Origin of the sequence: Pseudomonas sp. GV047 (assembly GCF_003058245.1) — a bacterium.
Classification (GTDB): domain Bacteria; phylum Pseudomonadota; class Gammaproteobacteria; order Pseudomonadales; family Pseudomonadaceae; genus Aquipseudomonas; species Aquipseudomonas marginalis.
Window position 1 is genome coordinate 471,225 of sequence record NZ_QCWA01000006.1, and the last position, 19,527, is coordinate 490,751.

Consider the following 19,527-nt stretch of genomic DNA (forward strand, 5'->3'; position numbering starts at 1 on the left):
CATGAAAGCATCCAACCACGACTCGGTCTACATCATCGCTGAGGCAGGCGTTAACCATAACGGTGAGCGTGATCTTGCGTTTGCCCTCGTTGACGCGGCGGCCGCAGCGGGTGCTGATGCTGTGAAGTTTCAAACTTTTGATGCCGCCCGTCTGGCGTCGAAGTCCGCTCCCAAGGCCACTTACCAAAAGCAGACAACCGACGCGGCAGAAAGCCAGTTTGCCATGCTTAAAAAGCTCGAGTTGCCCAAGGAATGGCACGCGGATCTTCAGGCGCATGCGCATCGCAGCGGCATTGAATTTCTATCTACAGCGTTCGACACTGATAGTCTGAAGTTTCTATGTGAGATGAATCTACCGTTCTTCAAGGTGCCCTCCGGCGAACTCACGAACGGCCCATTGTTGTGGCAATTTGCGCATACCCGAAAGCCGCTTGTGCTGTCGACGGGCATGGCTACATTGAGCGAGGTTGAACAGGGCCTTGCTATCGTCGCACATGCTTTGGTAGCTGATCGAGAACCCGTGAACCTAGACGAGGTTTGGAAAAACTGGAGTCAGCCGCAAGCACGGGCGCGCCTCACAGGGCATGTCACGTTGTTGCATTGTACCTCCCAGTATCCTACGCCCTGGGCGGAAGTGAATTTGCGAGCAATGGATACGCTAAGGGCGTTCGATCTGGCAGTTGGTTATTCTGATCATACGGAAGGCGGCTTGATTTCAGTCGCGGCAGTAGCGCGAGGCGCCAAGGTCATCGAAAAGCATTTCACGCTGGATCGCTCCATGCCGGGGCCAGATCACAAGGCCTCACTTGAGCCTGATGAATTAAAAGCGATGATCAGCCAGATCCGTGTGCTGGAGTTGGCATTAGGCGATGCCTGCAAGGCGCCTCAGCCCAGCGAGTGGGACACCCGCAAAGCTGCACGCCAGCAGGTTGTGGCTGCGCGTGATATTGCACAAGGCTCGATCATTGGCAGGGACGATTTGACAACCGCTCGCGCCGGCTCGGGTTTTCCAGCCGCTGCCTTATGGGAACTGGTTGGTACCCGTAGCGAGTTTGCAGTGCAAGCCGGTGAGATCATCAAGTAATGAGCCAGTCACTAGGCACATTACGGCACCTGGTGATGCTCGGTGCCGGAGGGCACGCGAAAGTATTGCTTTCACTCGCCAACGCGTCTCGCCTGCACGTAATAGGCGTCTGTGATCCAGAGCTTCATCGTTTGGGCATCTTTGAATGGCGCGGGCTCGCCGTGTTGGGTGGAGATGAGGTGTTGGACCAGCTTGATCGTACGCGCGTTGGTCTGATAAACGGCATCGGTCAGGTAGTGGGAAGTAATCTTCGACGAGTCCTTTATGAATCGGCAGTGAGCAAGGGATTTCAATTTCCTTCACTTGTGCACCCTACGGCGTTTGTTGATGAGTCCGCTGTTCTAAGCCAGGGAGTACAGATAATGGCGGGCGCCGTTATCCAGCCGGATGTGACCCTCGGATGTAATACCATCATCAATACCGGGGCTAGCGTGGATCACGATTGCAACGTGGCTGCCCATGTGCACATCGCACCCGGCGCTACACTGTGTGGCAATGTTCAAATAGGCAGCGGTGCATTTGTAGGTGCCGGTGCAACAGTAATTCAAGGGCTGGCGCTGGGCGAGTACGCCGTTGTGGGCGCCGGGACTGTCATGGTTCGTGACTTGCCGGCCGACAGTATTTTATTAGGACCCACGGCTCGCTCCAGATCCGTTCCCGACGAGAAACATAAAGAAGGTAAACAATGAAGCAGTGGGAGTTAACGCTCGTCGGTCCAGAGTGCTCAATGGAGGAGGCCATCGCGACGCTTGATCGGGTTGCGGTGCGTATTGTTATGGTTGTAGATCAGGAGCGCCGCTTGTTAGGTACGCTAACTGATGGTGACGTACGTCGGGCTTTGTTGAAGCAGAAGGCGTTGACCACTCAGGTCAGTGATGTGATGTGCTCTAAACCACGTACGGCGGGTCCGAGTTGGAGCCGGGAGCGCATCATGGCTGTCATGGATACTTACCAGTTACTGCAATTGCCGGTCGTAGATGCTGACGGCACAGTTATTGGACTTGAGACATTGCATGAGTTGCTGACCCGTAGGCGTCGTGATAATCCGGTTTTCTTGATGGCAGGGGGGTTTGGCACGCGATTGCGTCCATTGACCCATAACTGTCCAAAACCTTTACTAAAGGTTGGCGATAAGCCAATTCTTGAGCTGATTCTCGAAAGATTTGTCAGTTCCGGCTTTCATAAGTTTTTCATCTCTACGCATTACATGCCAGAAATGATTCGAGAACATTTTGGCGACGGCAGCCAGTGGGGGGTCTCCATTCGCTACATTCATGAAGATGAACCGTTGGGAACTGGCGGAGCACTAGGACTGTTACCTCACGATGAAATAGACGCTCCTCTGTTCATGATGAACGGGGATTTATTGACCACGCTGAACTTTGAAAATCTTCTTGAATTTCATCAAGAACATCAGGGCGCGGCTACGATGTGTGTTCGTGAATACGAGTACTGCGTCCCGTATGGTGTAATACAAAGTGATGGTCATCGTATTCGCTCTATGGTAGAAAAGCCGGTTCATCACTTTTTCATCAATGCCGGGATTTATTTGCTCTCTCCTGAGTTAGTAAAAAGCGTGGCTGCGAAAACTCGTGTGGACATGCCCACTCTTTTGGAAGAGGAAATCGCGGCAGGCCGAGATGTTAATATGTTTCCCGTTCATGAATACTGGCTGGATATTGGGCGTATGGAAGATTTTCAGCGTGCGCAACAAGAGTTTGGTGGGCTATGAGCGTACAGGCGAATTACTTAGTCATCGGCAGTGGTAGCATCGCAAAACGTCATCTCGCAAATCTCAAAACACTCTTCGGCGGCGAGAACGTGACTATAGGTTGCGTCTCTGCATCGGGTAGGGTTATTTCTAAAGAGGAAGTGGGTGATGGCGTTGTGATATATGAGTCACTGACTCAGGCACTCGCCGAGCAATTTACGTTCGCTATTATTGCTTCACCTGCGCCTTGGCATGTGGAGCATGCGGCGCAATTACTGCAGCAAAGTATCCCAGTGTTAATTGAAAAGCCGCTCTCTGATTCATTAAAGCACTTTCTAAGCAGAGAGCGTGCGTTACTAGCACACTACGATAAAGTTGAAATCGCCTACAATCTACGCTTCATGCCTTCTGCTGTGAAGTTTAAGGCGTTGCTGGATGAGCAGGCAGTAGGGGCATTGTTAGGTGTCAGTGTGGACGTCGGTCAATACCTGCCCGATTGGCGCCCTACGACGAATTATCGTAATAATGTCTCCGCTCGTAAAGAGTTGGGAGGGGGGGTGTTGCTTGAGCTTAGCCATGATCTCGACTATCTGGGCTGGCTATTTGGAACGTTTGAGAGCGCCTATTGCATCTCAAGAAACACTGGTTCCTTGGATGTAGATGTGGAGGATGTTGCAGACGCGCTGTTAGTGCGTGAGGATCTTCTTACAGTTGCAGTGCATATGGACTTTTTACAGCGAGCCCCCGTGCGCATGTGCAAAGTTATCGGCGTTCGCGGAACGTTGGTATGGGATATTATAAATAATACAGTCGTCCTAAGTACTGGTGTGAATGAGCGGACGGTATTGTTCGAGGACCGCGAGTACGACAGGAACGAAATGTACCTTGAGCAACTGCGTCACTTTTCTGAAGTTGTAAAAGGGCAAGCGCGCCCCGCTATTAGTGTCAGTGATGGACTTGAGACCCTGCGATTGATTGAGGCGATGAAGGCGTCTGCGTTGTTGGGGCAAGTGGTAAGAATTGGAGATATTCAAGCGTGAGTGTTTATGCTTTCATTTTTGCACGAGGTAATTCTAAAGGATTACCGGGAAAAAACATAAAGCCACTGGGGGGGAAACCGCTGTTAGTACACTCCATCAGTATCGCTCAGCAAACGCCGGGTATCGAGAAGGTGTTTGTCTCAACGGATTCTGTGGATATTGCGGCTGTGGCCGAAGCCTACCAAGCGACAGTGATCATGAGGCCTGCTGAACTGGCAACGGATAGCTCACCAGAATGGCTAGCTTGGCGGCATGCGATCACAACATTGCAGGCTCAAGGGGACGACTTTAGTGTATTCGTGAGCTTGCCCGCTACAAGCCCCTTGAGAAGTACAGGGGACGTGGAACACTGTATAGCGAGCCTCGATGAGCAAACGGATGTAGTCATTACGGTTACCCCGGCATCTCGCAGTCCGTATTTTAATATGGTCGTTCGGGATGAAGAAGGCGCTAGCCAGTTGGTGTGCTCGGGCGCTCACGTGAACCGTCGTCAAGACGCTCCGGTAGTTTATGACATGACGACAGTGGCCTATGTGGCTCGTCCCAAATTCATTATGTCCAATGATCGTATTTTTTCAGGTCGTGTAAGGTCTGTTGTAGTGCCACGCGAGCGGGCAGTCGACATTGATGATATCTACGATTTCAAACTGGCAGAGTTGTTTTTAGAAAGTAAGGATAATCCGTATGTTTAAACATAAAACAATTCTTGTTGCGGGAGCGGGAGGGTTGCTCGGATCGAATCTTGTACTGGCTTTGATTGAACAAGGCGCCTCTGTCATCGCCGCAGATATAAACAGGCAAGTCATGACCTCTCGTCTGGAGGCACTAGCTGGATTCAACGCTACTGATAAATTGACAATCATAGAACTTGATTTAAATGATTCCGGCGCAGTAAAGTTGTTTTTTCAAAGTGTAGAGGGTTTGGATGGAGCCGTTAATTGTGCTTATCCAAGAAATAAGCATTACGGTGCAAAGCTGTTTGATGTAGAGCTTGAACATTTCAATGAAAATGTTTCTCTTCATCTCGGTGCGACGTTTCTGTTTATGCAACAGTGCGCTGCTTATTTTGAAAGAGAGAAACACCCGTTCTCGCTGGTTAATATATCTTCCGTTTATGGAGTAATTGCGCCCCGATTTGAGGTGTATGAAAACACGGCCATGACAATGCCTGTTGAATATGCAGCGATAAAGTCAGGTGTGATACAGCTCAGCAAATACCTGACGGCTTACGTTTCGAATAGCCTATTCAGATCAAATTGCGTAAGCCCTGGTGGTATTTTTGATAATCAGCCCCAGGCTTTTTTGGAAAAATATAAAGCGCATTGTATGGGCAAAGGAATGCTTGATATTGGAGATGTTACTGGCACGGTCCTGTTTTTGCTCTCTGAAAATGCCAAATATGTGAATGGCCAAAATATAGTGGTTGATGATGGGTTTTCATTGTGAGGCCTACTTCATTTTTGTCAGAGCGCCTCCAATTAAGCAATGCTTTATTACTGGGGCGTTGAGCTTATGGTACTTCTTGTAATCGGGTATATGCTTTTTGTTTTTTTTCTATTAAGAAATAAACGCGTGCTGAGTCCTTCCAATATAGTGTTTGCGAGTTATTTTCTATATTTTGTTTTTCCAGGTACACTTTTTTATATTCTTGAAGCTTTGAACTGGCATTATGTGCTTCCATGGGGGAAGATAAATGATTGGGCTGCTCTCTCTAATGAAGCGGTATTGTCGTATGCTTATGTGTTTACGCTTTTCTTTTTAATTACTCGCCTATTTGAATTGGTGATAGACCGTCGCCGCGCCCCCGATATATTCCTCGAGTATCAGATAAGGCCTATCGGGATCGCTATTCTCGCGTTAGCAATTTTACTGGGGGGGATGTATTTTTTCCAAGTCACAGGTGGGGTAGATGCCTGGTTCAATGATTACAGCAAAACCTATCTCGAGAAAAAGAAAGGTTATGGGTTGCTTAATTTTTTGCTATTGATGGGCGCTAATTTCCTTTCGTTTGCACTGGGTGTCCATTGGCGAACGAAGAAAAGCCTCAATGTACCTTTAGTATTGTTAGTGTTGGTGGTGTTAGTATTTTGTGCCTATATTCAAGGGATAAAAAGCAGAATGTTTTATTTTCTGATATTTTTTAGTTTACCTTGGTTGTGTACTTTTAAATTGACAGTTTTCAAGGCAGGACTGATATTTGTCGGGTTTGTTCTGTTGTTCAGTTTTGCTATGTATTTCAGATCCAACGGGTTTTATAATACGCCAGGAATGTTGCTGGAGTACTTTTTAAGCTATTTTAATACTATATTTTTGCATGATATGGTGTTGAGAGATATGCCGGCAGATTTCTTTTTGACGTTTGATTTTCCGTTTAAAAAATGGCTAACTTTCGTCGGGATTCCATCAGAAGGGTATTTGCACGATATCAGTCGGTGGTTAACCTCTATTTACTACCCATCCCAGTGGTTTAATGAGTCTGCCACGCAACAATGGCCTATAGAAACTGAGTTGTATTTGAATTATGGTAATTACATTTTTTGGGTGGTTCCTGTAGTCCTATGTGCTCTGTATATTTGTACGCTATATTATTTAAGGTTTCGAGGTGGTCCTGTATTACTTTTTATCTATGTGTCTGAACTATTGTTGTTTTTAAGTATGTTTAGGGGAAGTATGTTTCAGTGGATAGCGCTTTTTAATATGGCCTTCTATGTCTGTATTTGGGCAGGACGACGACTGTTGTTTTCTCGGAGGTCAAGACCTGATCCGATGTTGCAAAAATGCCATGAAGTATGAACGCCTGGCGGTTGGGGTTATGTTGAAACAAAACGGAGTTCGTATTGCTAATATCACCCTGCGTGGTATGACGCTTGTAAGCAAGTTTGTATTGCTCTTCTTTCTTGCTAAGTTTCTTCAGGCGGGCGACGTTGGCTTGTATGGATTGCTATCTGCTACTATCGGATATGCACTTTATGTCGTTGGTTTTGAGTTTTATAATTTTTCCACACGAGAAATGATTGGGGAGGACCCCAAGCGTTGGCTTGGGATGATCCGCGATCAACTGACGTTCTATGTGATTTTGTATTGTGTATTTCTACCCGGCGCGCTTTTCATCTTCTATATGGGATGGCTTCCTTGGTCGCACGTTTTTTGGTTTTTAGTCTTGGCACTGCTCGAGCATATAGCCCAAGAGCTTAATCGTATCTTGGTTGCTATTTCTGAACAGCTATTGGCCAGTGTAGTATTGTTTTTGCGTAGCGGCGCTTGGTGTCTGGCCGTTGTTGCAATTATGTGGGTTGATGCTTCTGCGCGTAATTTGGATATTTTATTAGGTGGGTGGGTCATAGGTTGCTCGCTAGGTTGTATATTAGCGATTAGAAAGATTTGTGCATTTGATAAGGCATCGCTGCGCAACAAAATAAACTGGATTTGGATAGTTAGAGGAATAAAAATCGCGATCCCACTATTAATTGCTAGCCTTGCAATGAGAGGGGTCTTTACGTTCGATAGGTACTGGATTGAGAGTATTGCGAGTCTTGAAGTACTGGGGGCCTACGTGTTGTTCGTAGGTATGGCATCTGCAGTACTTTCCTTTCTAGACGCAGGTGTGATCGTATTTTTTTATCCAAAGCTGGTATCTTCTGCGAAACAAAGAAATTTATTATTATTTAATAAAGACATGAAGACGTTGGCCTTGAATGTTGTGGTGGTTACAGTGCTCTTGGTGTTGGCATGTTACGGGGTCAGTGGTTATGTGTTGTATTGGTTGAATAATAATATCTACTCTGAAAACGTCAATATTCTGTATTGGTTGTTATTGGCGGTCGCGATATATTCAGTGAGTATGATTCCTCATCTTGGGCTTTATGCCTTTGGATTTGATAAACCGCTGCTGTATAGTCAACTGGCTGGGTTGGTAGTCTTCTTATTCGGTGCTTACCTTCTAGAGGGTAGAGAAGGCGTATATGCTGTTCCTGTATCGATGTGTTTCGCATTTGGTCTGATACTGGTCTGGAAGCTATATGCTTACTATTTAATGATGCGAAACCAGGATCTCTGCGTGAGCACGTAAGATGGCTTCGTATATGAGGTTTTATATGATCAATTGGTATATCGTTCACATGAAAAGTAGGAAGATTTTGGCGGTTACTCAATGAATAAAAAATCGTTAAAGTTTGTTGCGGATTATATCCGAGCGACTCAAAATGAAATTTCTATTGATGAGAGTGTCTATCAACTCGCGGGGGTTACTCCTGAGAGTTTAGGTTTTGTTCCACGCCCCGCCAAGGTTATCAGCAGGTTCGTAAAGCAACCTGTTCTCTTCAAAACTTTAATGATGGTGTTGAAGCGTGTTTGGTGTATGGGGGGGGCGTCATTATTTTTCTTTTATGAAATGTTGGTGTTTTATAGGTATTCTCGGCGTCTTTCCGGTTTGATAAGCGAGCGCTGTCAATCGGGAGAGTACGCGGTCGCATTTTCGTCACGTGCGAGCGACGTATTGACTTCACAGGTTCTCGCTTTCGAACCGAGGTGCTGGATAACTTTTCCATGGGTAGCAATTAAGTCTATGGAAACAACAAAGAAGATAGATGTATTTTCACTTGTGGATGGTAAAGACCTTTTAAACGCTTTTGTGTGCGCTGTAACTGCCTCGAGGAAAATCGCTTGCCGTAAAGATATCCGACAGTGGGCGCTGCAAAGTTATACTGCGTTTCGTTGGTTTGCTGTTCGAATCGCGTTTGATAGGGTTGACATAAATAAGATCATCATTGCAGAACATTATGATAGATGGGCTGTACTTGCGGACAGTGTAGTTTCTCGACGCAAAAGATCGCTTGGACTTGAAAATGCTTTGGTGCCGCAATTAGTATTGGTACAGCATGGTTCGCTTTCTGGCCTTACTCATGTAGAGCAGTTATCCAACTCTATCTTGCCATTTGAGCTCAGATATAAGTTGAAAAGTGTCGCAGCGCTTTTTGTATATAATGAAGCTTCTCAAGAAATATTTGAAAGGGAAATCCTGTCTTCTAGTTGTGTAAGGCAGGGTGTGACTTTTACGCATTTTAGCCCGGCGATCAACTTGACCGCCTTTCACTCGACAAGTGCGGTTAAGGTTTTATTTGTTGGGCACCCTATTTGCCAAGGTTTACATATACAGCTACTTAATAGTTTAGTCCAGGCTTACGATGTGGCTTTTTATTATAAACCGCATCCCACCGCTGGTACCGCGGATTCGGTGAGGCGTGTCGCGTGGCGAATCATCGAGGGGCGGGAGATCTTCCCGGAGGTCGATTTTCTTATAGCGTACCCCTCTACATTGGTGATTGAGTACGCCGCGTCAGGGATTTCTGCGATACTCCATCCATTGGATTTGAGCCCGGCGTTTTCTTCTGGCCTTCTGGAGTCAATCAAGTCAAAATTAGACGCACTGGGTTGTAAAAAATAGAATGAGCGTTATGTTTACTTTAAAGGAGTGGGTATGAGCGGTAAAGACTATCAAATGTGCTCTCGCTGTATTATGGATAGTAGCGATCCGCATATCCACTTCAATGAACAAGGGCTGTGTGATTACTGCGTAAACTTTGATTTGGCTATATTGCCTAACTGGCACCCTAATGAACGTGGCCGTGCAGAACTCATGAAATTGAGCGAAAAAATAAAGAAGGATGGGCAGGGTCGAGATTTCGATTGTATTATTGGCTTAAGTGGCGGGTTAGATAGTTCATATGTGAGCTATTTAGCCAAGGAGGTAATGGGTTTGCGCCCCCTGCTTTTCCACGTTGATGCCGGGTGGAACACGGACCAAGCAGTTGGTAATATCGAGAAGCTAGTTGATGGCTTGGGGCTGGATCTGTACACCGAAGTGATCAACTGGGAAGAGATGAAAAGCCTTCAACTTGCGTTTCTCAAGGCTCAGGTGGCCGATCAGGATATCCCACAAGACACCGCCTTCTTCTCTGGCTTATACAAGTTCGCCAAGGCTCACAAAATCAAGTACGTACTCACGGGTGGAAATTTCTCTACTGAGTGCTGCCGCGAGCCAGAGGAGTGGGGCGCCTATCCAGGTATCGACAAAACACTGATCAATGATATTCACCGCCAGTTCGGTTCACGGAAGTTGAAGAGCTTTCCGATTGTAGATGTATTGGCCTACAAGATTTACTACCGTTACGTTTTGGGCATGCAGGTGGTGCGTCCGCTGAATTTGGTGCCTTACATTAAACACGATGCTGAGGCGACTCTAGAGCGTTTGTTTGGTTGGAAGAAGTTTCAGCACAAACATCATGAATCGCGTTTTACCCGGTTCTATGAGGATTACTGGATGCCTCGTAAATTCGGCTATGAGAAACGCCGCGCGCATTTTTCCAGCCTTATCATGACCGGGCAAATGACACGTGAAGCCGCGCTGGAGCGTATTTCCAAGCCGGAACTGGGCGAGCAATTCCTGAAATCGGAATTTGAATATGTTGCAAGCAAGCTAGATTTAACTGTCGCGGGCCTGCAGGAACTGTTTGACGGAAAAAATAAAACCTTTCATGACTACAAGAACAAACGCTTTATGATTGGACTAGGAGCCCGTGTTTTGTCTGCACTGGGGTTGGAGAGAAGACTGTTTAGATGATCACGATCATTGATTATGGCCTAGGAAATATTCAGGCTTTTGTGAATGTGTATAGGCGCTTGCACATTCCTGTAACCGTTGCTCGAACGACGGAGGATCTAAGTGCGGCCACCAAGCTCATCCTGCCGGGGGTCGGTGCATTTGACCACGCCATGGAGCAGTTGAACGCTTCAGGAATGCGGGCGACGCTTGATGAATTGGTTCTAGTAAGAAAGATTCCTGTCATTGGTATTTGTGTGGGTATGCAAATGCTTGCGGACAGCAGTGAAGAGGGTTTACTTCCTGGTCTTGGATGGGTTCCGGGGCGCGTGCGACATTTTCGCTCAGTGACAGGACTGTCCCATTTGCCACTGCCGCATATGGGGTGGAATGACATCGAGTCGCAATCTGGGCATTCTTTGTTTAAAGGGTTGGAGTCGGAGGCAAGGTTTTACTTCCTTCACTCTTTCTATTTTGAGTGTGCGCAAAAGGTGCATGAAGCTGCTCGAACCGAGTATGGCCTTAATTTCAGCTGCGCGGTTTCTGTGGATAATATCTACGGCGTCCAGTTTCACCCGGAAAAAAGCCATCACTTTGGTGTCGCGCTTCTTAAAAATTTCGCGGAACTATGAAATGTTAAGACCTCGAATTATTCCTTGTTTATTAATTCAAGACGGCGGGTTGGTTAAAACAGTACGCTTTAAGGACTCCAAGTATGTGGGGGATCCGATCAATGCGGTGAAGATTTTCAATGAGAAAGAGGCTGATGAACTAATCGTCTTGGATATCGACGCTACAGTTACTGATCGTGAACCTAATTATAAACAAATAGCTATTTTGGCCGCAGAATGCCGAATGCCGCTTTGTTACGGTGGCGGCATAAGGACGGTGGGTCAGGCCCAGAAAATAATTGCATCCGGCGTAGAAAAAGTGGCCATTAGTTCTGCCGCTTTGGGAAATCCGCAGTTGGTGACTCAAATAGCGAATGAGATTGGTCGCCAAAGTGTAGTTGTAGTGCTAGATCACAAAAAGCGTCTGCTCAGCAAGCAACATGATGTCTGGACGCATAATGGCAAGGTCAATACAAAACGTAATGTACTCGATGTGGCCAAAGAGATGGAGGCGCTGGGCGCAGGGGAAATTGTCATTAACTCTATTGATAACGACGGTCGCATGAAAGGTTACGATCTCGAGCTATCACTGCAGTTGCGCAAGGCTGTAAATACTCCTGTGACGATCCTTGGCGGCGCGGGGTCCTTAGATGATATGAGGGCGGTGATATCGAGTTGTGGCGTGGTCGGGGTTGCCGCCGGTAGTTTTTTTGTTTTTAAAGGGCCTTATCGAGCAGTGCTAATTAGCTATCCTGATATCACTCAAAAAGAGAAGTTTATTTTCTCGGCATTACATCCTACACATTGATTTATTCATCGCAGTAGAAGATTGATTCTTTACACAAGACTCTTCCACTGCGATTAGGTTTATAGCGGGTCTGTTCCAGAAGTCGATACAGCTACTATAGCGCTGTGGTCATCTGAGAGATATTTAGTAAAGGTCTTTCCGAATCCCCAGGTTCCTACCGAGGTACTGACTTTCATGCTGACAATGCATTTCGGCATCTGTGTAGGCATGAAGTACTTTTTCTTATAGCTTTCCTTAGTGAATCTCTCGTAAAGCACTTTGACGTCGTCGGCTGGATCCGTTGAGTCTCCTAGTGGCAATTGATTTGTTTCGCCGTAGACTCGGTATAATACGTGCCCATATTCATAATTTGTTAATGTTCCGACGCCTGTACTTTGGATGTTGATGGCGCAGGCAGGGAGAGGGGGAAGCTTTTTTATTTCGTGAACCAGCCCGCGCTGAAATAGTACCTCTTTCATTTTTCCCTCATGTGCGTAAATGTTGATTATGCACGCATGTATCAATATTACTGTAAGTGTCAGGAACCTTAAGCGGGGCACTTCCGACAGCGACTGCCAAATCGCAGGGAGTAATAGAATTGCAAAAATAGTGCTGGTGAATGTAAAGCGTAGTGACTCGCCGTGCATCAATCCAATTTCTGACAAGCTCGGAATCTTATTGACTGCTATGTACGCAACGCCGTTGAATAGGATTCCCAAAAAGACAATCGAGAGTACAGATAGTGTTTTTTTATTCGGCTGAAAATATAAGGCCAAACCTGCCGCAATAAAACTCGGAAAGTAAAGGAGTACAAAATACTTTGTCAGGCTAAGGTAGTTGTTGATGCTGAAAATGTTTTTGAAATGAATTTCGTTGTAAGTCTCATAGAGTCCGTGGGTCGGGAATACCTTTCTGAGTACAAAAAAACCGGCAGTGATGAGAGTTATAATGCCAATATTTATAATCCTGTCTTTTGCGGTCGTGTGGTGGAATACACAGCTTAGTAATATCAGTGATATAGAGAGTGGCGCATTCGAGGACTGTTGGAAAGACAAGAGAAGCAAGGGGATGCACAGCGCCAGTGCTTTTCGGTCAATAATATATCGGGTGCAGATCAGCGTCGCAAACAATGTTAGCGAGTGCATCAAATAGATATTTGAATAATAAAGAACCCAAGCAGGGGATAAGTAAAATAAGATCGCAGTATAAAAGCTTATCTGTCGGGGGATTTCAAAGTACTTTGATGCTACGTTGGCCGCTTCTCTTGCAGATAGTATTAAAAAAAATACAGTGAAGATTTTTGCAAGAAGTTCGTAATTTACAGATTTGTGAAAAAGATAAATGAAGTCGTAAATGTATGGGGTAAAAAATAACCCCGCTTCACTGAACCACTCATGGTATACATCGGGTCGCTCAAGGGAAACGGCATGCGAGACAATTACACCGTCCCACAGATCTGTGCCCATAGTCAGGAAGCCGACCAGTCCAATAGCGAGTGTCATTGCGATAGCAAAGTTCGTGCTGAAGGCTGCGAGTTTTATCTGGAAGCTTTTTTCTTTTATATTCGTCCAGGATTTATCAAAAAACAATGCTTTCAGAGAGTACATCCTAGGTCCTTAAGGTGTGAGTGTTTAAAATGGAATAGGTGATCGCGTTATTCTTTCTTAGGCTTGCGGTATGTCCAGGTGCTGTGCAGTACAAATGTCAGGGCGGGAACTATTAGAACAACTCCGACAATGCCTAATAGATAATTCAAGCCAAACATTTGAGCCATCCAGGCTATGGCTACGGAGGCAATAAAACCTATTATTGATACGCAGATAAATTTATAAAGCGTGTGTCTCTGCAATGGTTGGGAAAAGCTCCACAGTGTATTGATCGTGTAGGAGGTCATGGTGGCGATGATAAACGCAACGCCATTTGATAGTGGGGGTGAATTCAAAAATAGACCTACCATGACCCAGACGATAAATGCATGTAAGGTGGTTATAAGCAGGCCCGTAGCACAAAAGCGCAGCACCCTTTTTTTTGCGTCATTTTGGCCGCTCACCGCATGGTCCCCTTCGCTATGTCCATGGCATTTTTCCGCTTATGGTTTTTGTGCAACGCAAAACACGGAAAGGCCTGCAATCCGGTTAAAATTCATTACAGATACTTCTAAAGTACATATGCTTTTCAGGATGGCGTTGGTAAAGTGACTATGTTTTGCCAGTTGTGATTTTCGCACCAGATCTTTCGATCGAAAGCGGTCAGCCAGCCGAAGCGCGGCGGCGACCGGGAATACGCCCCCGAAAAAATAAGCGCCTTTTTGCAAATTTAGTCCGCATGCACTCACTACGGATTCAAGTTGCTGTAAGGTGTAGCGACGTTTGTGCTCTAAAAAATCATCGTGCCCACTCCACAAAAATTGAAAAGCGGGAACTGTTATTAAGAATTTAGTGCCTTTGGGGACTTTTTCTACATATTCCTTTAAGAGGCCAATATCATCGTCAACGTGCTCAAGTACATCCATGAGCATAACGAGGTCGGCGTCAACGGACTCTATTGCTTTTCGCAGGAAGATCGGTTTGCCCGCGTAGGTTTCGTCCGATTCCCGTTCGTAGCTAATATCAACACACCAGGCCTCCTTCGCGGTTGTGTTTGTGAGCAGGTACTTTGAGAAGAAACCTGATCCTGCGCCAATATCTAAAATTCGATTAACTGGTGTTTTTCCCAGGAATTTTTCCACAGCTTTTACTTTTGAGCTGTAATACCAATGGTCATTAATAGTATCGCCCAGAATTTCAGTTTCTTTAAGGTCCATAAATCAGCTCTTACTTCCATAAATTTGACGCACGAGAAATATTGGGCGCCGTTTCGATTCTATATATGTTCTGCCTAGGTATTCACCTAATATGCCGATGCCGATTAGTTGTAATCCGCCTAAAAAGGTGACCGCAACCATAATGGACGCGTACCCAGGTACGTCAATGCCATGAACGATGACTTTTAATGCTATGAAAATCGCGAGCAGGAATGAAATCGCAGAAAACATCAAGCCGAGATATGTCCATATTTTGAGTGGATCCGTACTGAAACTGGTGATTCCCTCCAAGGCAAAGTTCCAAAGCTTCCAGCCATTGAACTTGCTTGTGCCTGCCGAGCGTTGTGGCCGCGCATAGTCGATGTACGTCGTTTTGAAGCCTACCCAAGCGAACAGGCCTTTCATAAAGCGTCTTGATTCAGGAAGTTCTTTGAGTGCTTCCACTACGCACCTGTCCATCAGGCGGAAGTCGCCCACATTTTCCGGTATTTTCGAGCTGGTCATTTTATTATGGAGGCGATAAAACCAATTCGCTGAGGAGCGCTTGGCCCAGGAGTCTGAATCTCTGTCGATCCGACGGCCCAGTACAACTTCATAGCCCTCTCGCCACTTGGCGATCATTGCAGGAATCAGTTGTGGAGGATCTTGCAGATCAACATCAATGGGGACAACAATTTCCCCGCTGCACATTTGCAATCCTGCCGTGAGGGCTGCTTCTTTTCCAAAATTTCTACTAAGTTCAACGATGTGAATTCGAGAGTCTACGTTCTGTAGTTCGAGGAGACGGAGCAAAGTGTCATCCGTACTCCCATCATTAATGAAGAGGATTTCGAGTTCAATCAGAGGCTCGCTGTCGAATACGTTCGAGACCGAATCAATAAATAGGGCTACTGTTTCGGATTCGTTAAAAACGGGGACTACCAATGATAATTTTACTATTGTTTCTGGCGCTATACTCTGTGTCAATTCACCGTACTCACTCTCAGTCGTTGTTTCGGACGCAGTATGGGTTAACCCTCTTATTGTCCCACAATCCCGTTCGCCATTTCGGTTTTTTTTAAAGGTCGGTCACCGCATTTTTTACTCTGCCGCAGGGCACATAAGGCACCCGCCACCAAGTGCGCGAGGCGTCTTCCTCTTCGCGAGTGTAAGCGGTTTGCCTGTGGTATCGCCAAGCATGGGTGGGATTAACGTCATCTGATAGGACGGTTTTGACGCACATCCGTGCCCTGTGCCTAGACCCGTGCCCCAAGGGGGAGATCTTGCTTCTCAGCTATTGGACGCATGCTTTTCAGCATCGATGTCGTGCTAAACTGACGCTCAAATCTTGGGTCACAGATATTCGGCTTGGTCCTGTTCGGTATGCATCGTGGGCTACGCCGTGGCGCGAGACACGGCTGAAGCGTCGCGGTCAGGTATTCTTAATTTGGGTGTCGTAACGGGTTTCTGCGTCCTCGAAGCCTAGAGATATATTGTGAAGTCACCAAGTTGACTCAGCACGCCTACCAGTGGAACCCTTTAGTCTGGCCTTGGTAGGTATATTTTACATTCAGAGTTGTAGGCTCGGTTTGAGGTAAATTATGTTTGATGGAAGTAAACTACTCATCTCTGGCGGCACGGGTTCTTTTGGTAATGCTGTTTTAAAGCGGTTTTTGAATACAGAAATTAGTGAAATTCGCATTTTTAGTCGTGATGAAAAGAAACAAGATGACATGCGTAAGCACTACAACAATCCCAAGTTGAAATTTTACATTGGCGACGTACGTGACTACCAAAGCGTCTTGAACGCGACGCGGGGCGTTGATTACATTTTTCACGCGGCGGCTCTCAAGCAAGTTCCTTCGTGCGAGTTTCATCCGATGGAAGCCGTCAAGACCAACGTGATTGGTACGGACAATGTACTGGAAGCGGCTATTCAGAACGAGGTCAAGCGTGTTGTTTGCTTGAGCACCGATAAGGCTGTGTATCCGATCAACGCCATGGGAATCTCCAAGGCGATGATGGAAAAAGTCATGGTTGCGAAATCTCGCAATGTCGACGAAACCAAGACAGTTATCTGTGGCACCCGCTACGGAAATGTCATGGCTTCCCGTGGCTCGGTCATTCCGCTATTCATTGATCAGATTCGAGCTGGGAAAGCACTCTCCATCACTGACCCGAGCATGACGCGTTTCATGATGACACTGGCGGACGCCGTTGACTTGGTTCTCTATGCGTTCGAGCATGGCAATAACGGAGATCTGTTTGTCCAAAAGGCTCCCGCGGCAACCGTTGAAACGTTGGCTCTTGCTTTGACCTCTCTGCTGGGAGTTCCAGAACATCCTATTCAGATCATCGGCACCCGCCATGGCGAGAAGCTGTATGAGGCGCTTTTGAGTCGCGAGGAAATGGCCTGCGCTGAAGACCGTGGCCAGTACTTCCGTGTGCCGCCCGATTTGCGCGATTTGAACTACAGCAAGTACGTCGAGCAGGGGGAGGAAAAAATCTCCACCACGGAAGATTACAATTCTCACAACACCGAGCGGCTGGACGTCGAGGGGATGCAAGCGTTGCTCCTGAAGCTGGAATTCATGCGCGCCATCCAGCGTGGCGAACATGCCACTCCGGAGGAGTAAGCAATGAAGGTATTGATCACTGGCAGTCAAGGCTTTGTCGCAAAAAATCTTCATGCTCATTTGAAGGTTCGCCAAGACATTGAAGTCTTGCAGTTTTCACATAGCGACAGTATTTCCAGTTTGAAGGAAATGCTCCAGCAGGCAGACTTCGTATTTCATTTGGCTGGTGTGAATCGGCCGACTGACCCTGAAGACTTCAGGTCCGGAAATACGGACCTGACTCGTGCAGTCTGCGAGGGAATTGTCGCCAGCGGTAGGAAAACTCCCGTGCTTTTCACGTCATCCAGCCAGGCGGAGCTGGACAATGCCTATGGCGCCAGCAAGTTGGCCGCCGAGCACGTGCTTTTGGACCTGACGGCAACACATGACGTGCCAGTGCATATTTTTCGTCTACCTAACGTCTTTGGAAAGTGGGCCCGTCCTGACTACAACTCGGCGGTAGCGACGTTTTGCAATAACATCGCTAGCCACCAGCCTATCAAAATCAACAATCCTGATGCTGCACTGACGCTGGTTTACATCGATGATGTGGTCGCACACTTCTTAGGTGTCATGGACGGTCGGCTCGTTGGTGATCCATTTATTTCAGTCCAGCCTGCCTACTCAACAACTGTCGGAGCGGTAGCGGAGCAATTGGTGGCGTTCCGCGATAGCCGTGACACCTTGATCACTGAAGCAGTGGGTACTGGGCTGACAAGGGCGCTTTATTCGACCTATTTGAGTTATGTCCCTCCAGAACGCTTCACTTATGAAGTTCCAAAATATGGTGACTCGCGTGGTGTCTTTGTCGAGATGCTCAAGACCCGCGATTCCGGCCAGTTCTCTTACTTTACTGCGCATCCAGGCATCACCCGTGGCGGTCACTACCATCATTCGAAAACCGAGAAATTCCTAGTGATCAGGGGGGATGCGTGTTTTCGCTTTCGCCACATTGTTTCGGGAGAGTTCTACGAATTGTTTACCACTGGTGAGAAGCCGGAAATTGTAGAAACAGTGCCGGGCTGGACTCACGATATTACGAACGTAGGTAGTGATGAGATGATCGTCATGCTTTGGGCCAACGAAGTTTTCGATCGTGACGAACCTGACACTTATGCGTTGCCGGTGGGCACAGAAGCCTAAATATATTCTCAAGTAGATATAGTCATGAAAAAATTGAAAATTGTCACGGTCGTCGGTACGCGCCCCGAAATCATTCGTCTATCAAGGGTCATCGCTGCCCTGGACGAGCACTGCGACCATGTATTGGTTCATACCGGACAAAACTACGACTACGAACTCAACGAGATTTTTTTCCAAGACTTGGGTATCCGAAAGCCGGACCACTTTTTGAATGCCGCCGGCGCCAGCGGCGCAGAAACGATTGGCAACGTGATCATCACGGTCGACCGTGTATTGGCACAGGTTCAGCCGGAAGCTCTGTTGGTGTTGGGTGACACCAACAGCTGCATGGCAGTTATTCCTGCCAAGCGACGCAAGATTCCGACGTTTCACATGGAGGCGGGCAATCGTTGTTTTGATATGCGCGTACCCGAGGAAATCAATCGCCGGATCGTCGACCACACGGCTGATATCAATCTGACCTATAGCACCATTGCACGTGACTACCTGCTGCGTGAGGGCTTATCGCCGGACATGGTGATCAAGACCGGCAGCCCTATGTTCGAAGTGCTGAACCACTATCGCGGCGGAATTGAGAGCTCGGACGTGCTGGAGCGCCTTGGTTTGCAGCAAAACGGATTTTTTGTATGCAGTGCCCACCGTGAAGAAAATATTGACTCTGACAAAAATTTCCTCAAGTTGGTGGACGTACTGAATACCGTAGCCGCTCACTATGATCTACCGGTCATCGTTTCGACGCACCCGCGTACGCAGAAGCGCGTAGATGCTATGGGGGTGACATTCCATAAAAATGTGCAACTGCTCAAGCCGCTCGGTTTCAAGGACTACAACAAGTTGCAACTGACGTCCAAGGCCGTTTTGTCGGACAGCGGTACAATCAGTGAAGAGTCGTCCATTCTCAACTTCCCGGCGTTGAATATTCGGGAAGCACATGAACGTCCGGAAGGCATGGAAGAGGCGGCAGTCATGATGGTGGGGCTTGAAGTTAATCGCGTACTCCAAGGCCTTGGCATTCTCGAAAGCCAAGGTACAGGGGAATGCAGGACGTTGCGGCTGGTGAATGACTACAGCATGCCGAACGTGTCAGAAAAAGTCGTCAGGCTTGTTCATAGCTACACGGATTATGTGAACCGCATTGTCTGGAAACGCTACTGAT

At 47.0% G+C, this 19,527-nt stretch carries 19 protein-coding genes; 15 read left to right on the forward strand and 4 right to left on the reverse strand.

The features are described 5' to 3' along the window. Window position 1 precedes the first annotated feature (1 nt). From neuB to C8K58_RS18585, 12 genes are all read left to right on the forward strand, one after another. Complete coding sequence (gene neuB / locus C8K58_RS18530) at window positions 2-1,084, forward strand: N-acetylneuraminate synthase (RefSeq protein ID WP_108574030.1); 1,083 nt, start codon at window positions 2-4, stop codon at window positions 1,082-1,084. Beyond that, a complete protein-coding gene (locus tag C8K58_RS18535; RefSeq protein WP_108574031.1) occupies window positions 1,084-1,773 on the forward strand; it encodes an acetyltransferase in 690 nt (229 codons plus the stop codon). Before neuB ends, C8K58_RS18535 begins: the two co-directional genes overlap by 1 nt. Further along, window positions 1,770-2,816, forward strand: coding sequence for a nucleotidyltransferase family protein (locus tag C8K58_RS18540; protein WP_049709357.1), 1,047 nt, complete (start codon window positions 1,770-1,772; stop codon window positions 2,814-2,816). The genes C8K58_RS18535 and C8K58_RS18540 overlap by 4 nt, the downstream gene beginning before the upstream one ends. Next, entirely contained in the window at window positions 2,813-3,835 is a 1,023-nt protein-coding gene (locus tag C8K58_RS18545) for a Gfo/Idh/MocA family protein (protein ID WP_108574032.1), read from the forward strand. The genes C8K58_RS18540 and C8K58_RS18545 overlap by 4 nt, the downstream gene beginning before the upstream one ends. Further along, window positions 3,832-4,527 carry a cytidylyltransferase domain-containing protein gene (locus C8K58_RS18550; RefSeq protein ID WP_108574033.1) on the forward strand — a complete coding sequence of 232 codons (696 nt, stop codon included), beginning with the start codon at window positions 3,832-3,834 and terminating at the stop codon, window positions 4,525-4,527. The genes C8K58_RS18545 and C8K58_RS18550 overlap by 4 nt, the downstream gene beginning before the upstream one ends. After that, complete coding sequence (locus tag C8K58_RS18555) at window positions 4,520-5,281, forward strand: oxidoreductase (RefSeq protein ID WP_158277078.1); 762 nt, start codon at window positions 4,520-4,522, stop codon at window positions 5,279-5,281. The genes C8K58_RS18550 and C8K58_RS18555 overlap by 8 nt, the downstream gene beginning before the upstream one ends. Window positions 5,282-5,407: 126 nt before the next feature. Further along, entirely contained in the window at window positions 5,408-6,628 is a 1,221-nt protein-coding gene (locus C8K58_RS18560; RefSeq protein ID WP_133822132.1) for a hypothetical protein, read from the forward strand. Beyond that, on the forward strand, window positions 6,618-7,904 hold the full coding sequence (locus tag C8K58_RS18565; protein ID WP_178087833.1) for a lipopolysaccharide biosynthesis protein: 1,287 nt from the start codon (window positions 6,618-6,620) through the stop codon (window positions 7,902-7,904). Before C8K58_RS18560 ends, C8K58_RS18565 begins: the two co-directional genes overlap by 11 nt. 81 nt (window positions 7,905-7,985) lie before the next feature. Continuing rightward, window positions 7,986-9,278 carry a hypothetical protein gene (locus C8K58_RS18570; protein WP_108574036.1) on the forward strand — a complete coding sequence of 431 codons (1,293 nt, stop codon included), beginning with the start codon at window positions 7,986-7,988 and terminating at the stop codon, window positions 9,276-9,278. Window positions 9,279-9,311: 33 nt separating this feature from the next. Beyond that, window positions 9,312-10,454: an N-acetyl sugar amidotransferase gene (locus tag C8K58_RS18575; protein WP_108574037.1), complete on the forward strand. Its 1,143-nt coding sequence runs from the start codon at window positions 9,312-9,314 to the stop codon at window positions 10,452-10,454. Then, window positions 10,451-11,065: an imidazole glycerol phosphate synthase subunit HisH gene (gene hisH / locus C8K58_RS18580; RefSeq protein WP_108574038.1), complete on the forward strand. Its 615-nt coding sequence runs from the start codon at window positions 10,451-10,453 to the stop codon at window positions 11,063-11,065. The genes C8K58_RS18575 and hisH overlap by 4 nt, the downstream gene beginning before the upstream one ends. 1 nt (window position 11,066) lies before the next feature. Beyond that, the gene (locus C8K58_RS18585) at window positions 11,067-11,852 is read left to right on the forward strand and encodes an AglZ/HisF2 family acetamidino modification protein (protein ID WP_108574039.1); all 786 of its coding nucleotides are present in this window, start codon (window positions 11,067-11,069) and stop codon (window positions 11,850-11,852) included. 59 nt (window positions 11,853-11,911) lie between these two features. Here the strand turns inward: C8K58_RS18585 and C8K58_RS18590 are convergent, their stop codons facing one another. The 4 genes from C8K58_RS18590 to C8K58_RS18605 are packed head-to-tail and all read right to left on the reverse strand — an operon-like array spanning window position 11,912 to window position 15,600. After that, a complete protein-coding gene (locus C8K58_RS18590; protein WP_108574040.1) occupies window positions 11,912-13,438 on the reverse strand; it encodes a hypothetical protein in 1,527 nt (508 codons plus the stop codon). Between the two features lie 47 nt (window positions 13,439-13,485). Beyond that, window positions 13,486-13,881, reverse strand: a complete 396-nt coding sequence (locus tag C8K58_RS18595) for a GtrA family protein (RefSeq protein WP_108574041.1) — start codon at window positions 13,879-13,881, stop codon at window positions 13,486-13,488. Window positions 13,882-13,920: 39 nt separating this feature from the next. Further along, window positions 13,921-14,634, reverse strand: coding sequence for a bifunctional 2-polyprenyl-6-hydroxyphenol methylase/3-demethylubiquinol 3-O-methyltransferase UbiG (locus tag C8K58_RS18600; RefSeq protein ID WP_108574042.1), 714 nt, complete (start codon window positions 14,632-14,634; stop codon window positions 13,921-13,923). Between the two features lie 3 nt (window positions 14,635-14,637). Then, entirely contained in the window at window positions 14,638-15,600 is a 963-nt protein-coding gene (locus C8K58_RS18605) for a glycosyltransferase family 2 protein (protein ID WP_065882374.1), read from the reverse strand. Window positions 15,601-16,214: 614 nt separating this feature from the next. Here C8K58_RS18605 and C8K58_RS18610 point away from each other — a divergent pair. From C8K58_RS18610 to wecB, 3 genes are read left to right on the forward strand one after another with little or no spacing between them, the layout of a single operon-like run. Continuing rightward, window positions 16,215-17,249 carry a polysaccharide biosynthesis protein gene (locus C8K58_RS18610; RefSeq protein ID WP_065882376.1) on the forward strand — a complete coding sequence of 345 codons (1,035 nt, stop codon included), beginning with the start codon at window positions 16,215-16,217 and terminating at the stop codon, window positions 17,247-17,249. Between the two features lie 3 nt (window positions 17,250-17,252). Beyond that, a complete protein-coding gene (locus C8K58_RS18615) occupies window positions 17,253-18,371 on the forward strand; it encodes an NAD-dependent epimerase/dehydratase family protein (RefSeq protein WP_108574043.1) in 1,119 nt (372 codons plus the stop codon). A gap of 24 nt (window positions 18,372-18,395) precedes the next feature. Beyond that, window positions 18,396-19,526 (forward strand): non-hydrolyzing UDP-N-acetylglucosamine 2-epimerase, encoded by a 1,131-nt coding sequence (gene wecB / locus C8K58_RS18620; RefSeq protein ID WP_108574044.1) that lies wholly within the window; start codon window positions 18,396-18,398, stop codon window positions 19,524-19,526. Window position 19,527: the final 1 nt, after the last annotated feature.

Excerpts from the sequence above, each read along its gene's own strand:
- neuB (WP_108574030.1), top strand. The coding sequence starts at position 2 with ATGAAAGCATCCAACCACGACTCGGTCTACATCATCGCTGAGGCAGGC.
- C8K58_RS18535 (WP_108574031.1), top strand. The coding sequence starts at position 1,084 with ATGAGCCAGTCACTAGGCACATTACGGCACCTGGTGATGCTCGGTGCC.
- C8K58_RS18540 (WP_049709357.1), top strand. The coding sequence starts at position 1,770 with ATGAAGCAGTGGGAGTTAACGCTCGTCGGTCCAGAGTGCTCAATGGAG.
- C8K58_RS18545 (WP_108574032.1), top strand. The coding sequence starts at position 2,813 with ATGAGCGTACAGGCGAATTACTTAGTCATCGGCAGTGGTAGCATCGCA.
- C8K58_RS18555 (WP_158277078.1), top strand. The coding sequence starts at position 4,520 with ATGTTTAAACATAAAACAATTCTTGTTGCGGGAGCGGGAGGGTTGCTC.
- C8K58_RS18565 (WP_178087833.1), top strand. The coding sequence starts at position 6,618 with ATGAAGTATGAACGCCTGGCGGTTGGGGTTATGTTGAAACAAAACGGA.
- C8K58_RS18570 (WP_108574036.1), top strand. The coding sequence starts at position 7,986 with ATGAATAAAAAATCGTTAAAGTTTGTTGCGGATTATATCCGAGCGACT.
- C8K58_RS18575 (WP_108574037.1), top strand. The coding sequence starts at position 9,312 with ATGAGCGGTAAAGACTATCAAATGTGCTCTCGCTGTATTATGGATAGT.
- hisH (WP_108574038.1), top strand. The coding sequence starts at position 10,451 with ATGATCACGATCATTGATTATGGCCTAGGAAATATTCAGGCTTTTGTG.
- C8K58_RS18585 (WP_108574039.1), top strand. The coding sequence starts at position 11,067 with ATGTTAAGACCTCGAATTATTCCTTGTTTATTAATTCAAGACGGCGGG.
- C8K58_RS18590 (WP_108574040.1), bottom strand. The coding sequence starts at position 13,438 with ATGTACTCTCTGAAAGCATTGTTTTTTGATAAATCCTGGACGAATATA.
- C8K58_RS18600 (WP_108574042.1), bottom strand. The coding sequence starts at position 14,634 with ATGGACCTTAAAGAAACTGAAATTCTGGGCGATACTATTAATGACCAT.
- C8K58_RS18610 (WP_065882376.1), top strand. The coding sequence starts at position 16,215 with ATGTTTGATGGAAGTAAACTACTCATCTCTGGCGGCACGGGTTCTTTT.
- C8K58_RS18615 (WP_108574043.1), top strand. The coding sequence starts at position 17,253 with ATGAAGGTATTGATCACTGGCAGTCAAGGCTTTGTCGCAAAAAATCTT.
- wecB (WP_108574044.1), top strand. The coding sequence starts at position 18,396 with ATGAAAAAATTGAAAATTGTCACGGTCGTCGGTACGCGCCCCGAAATC.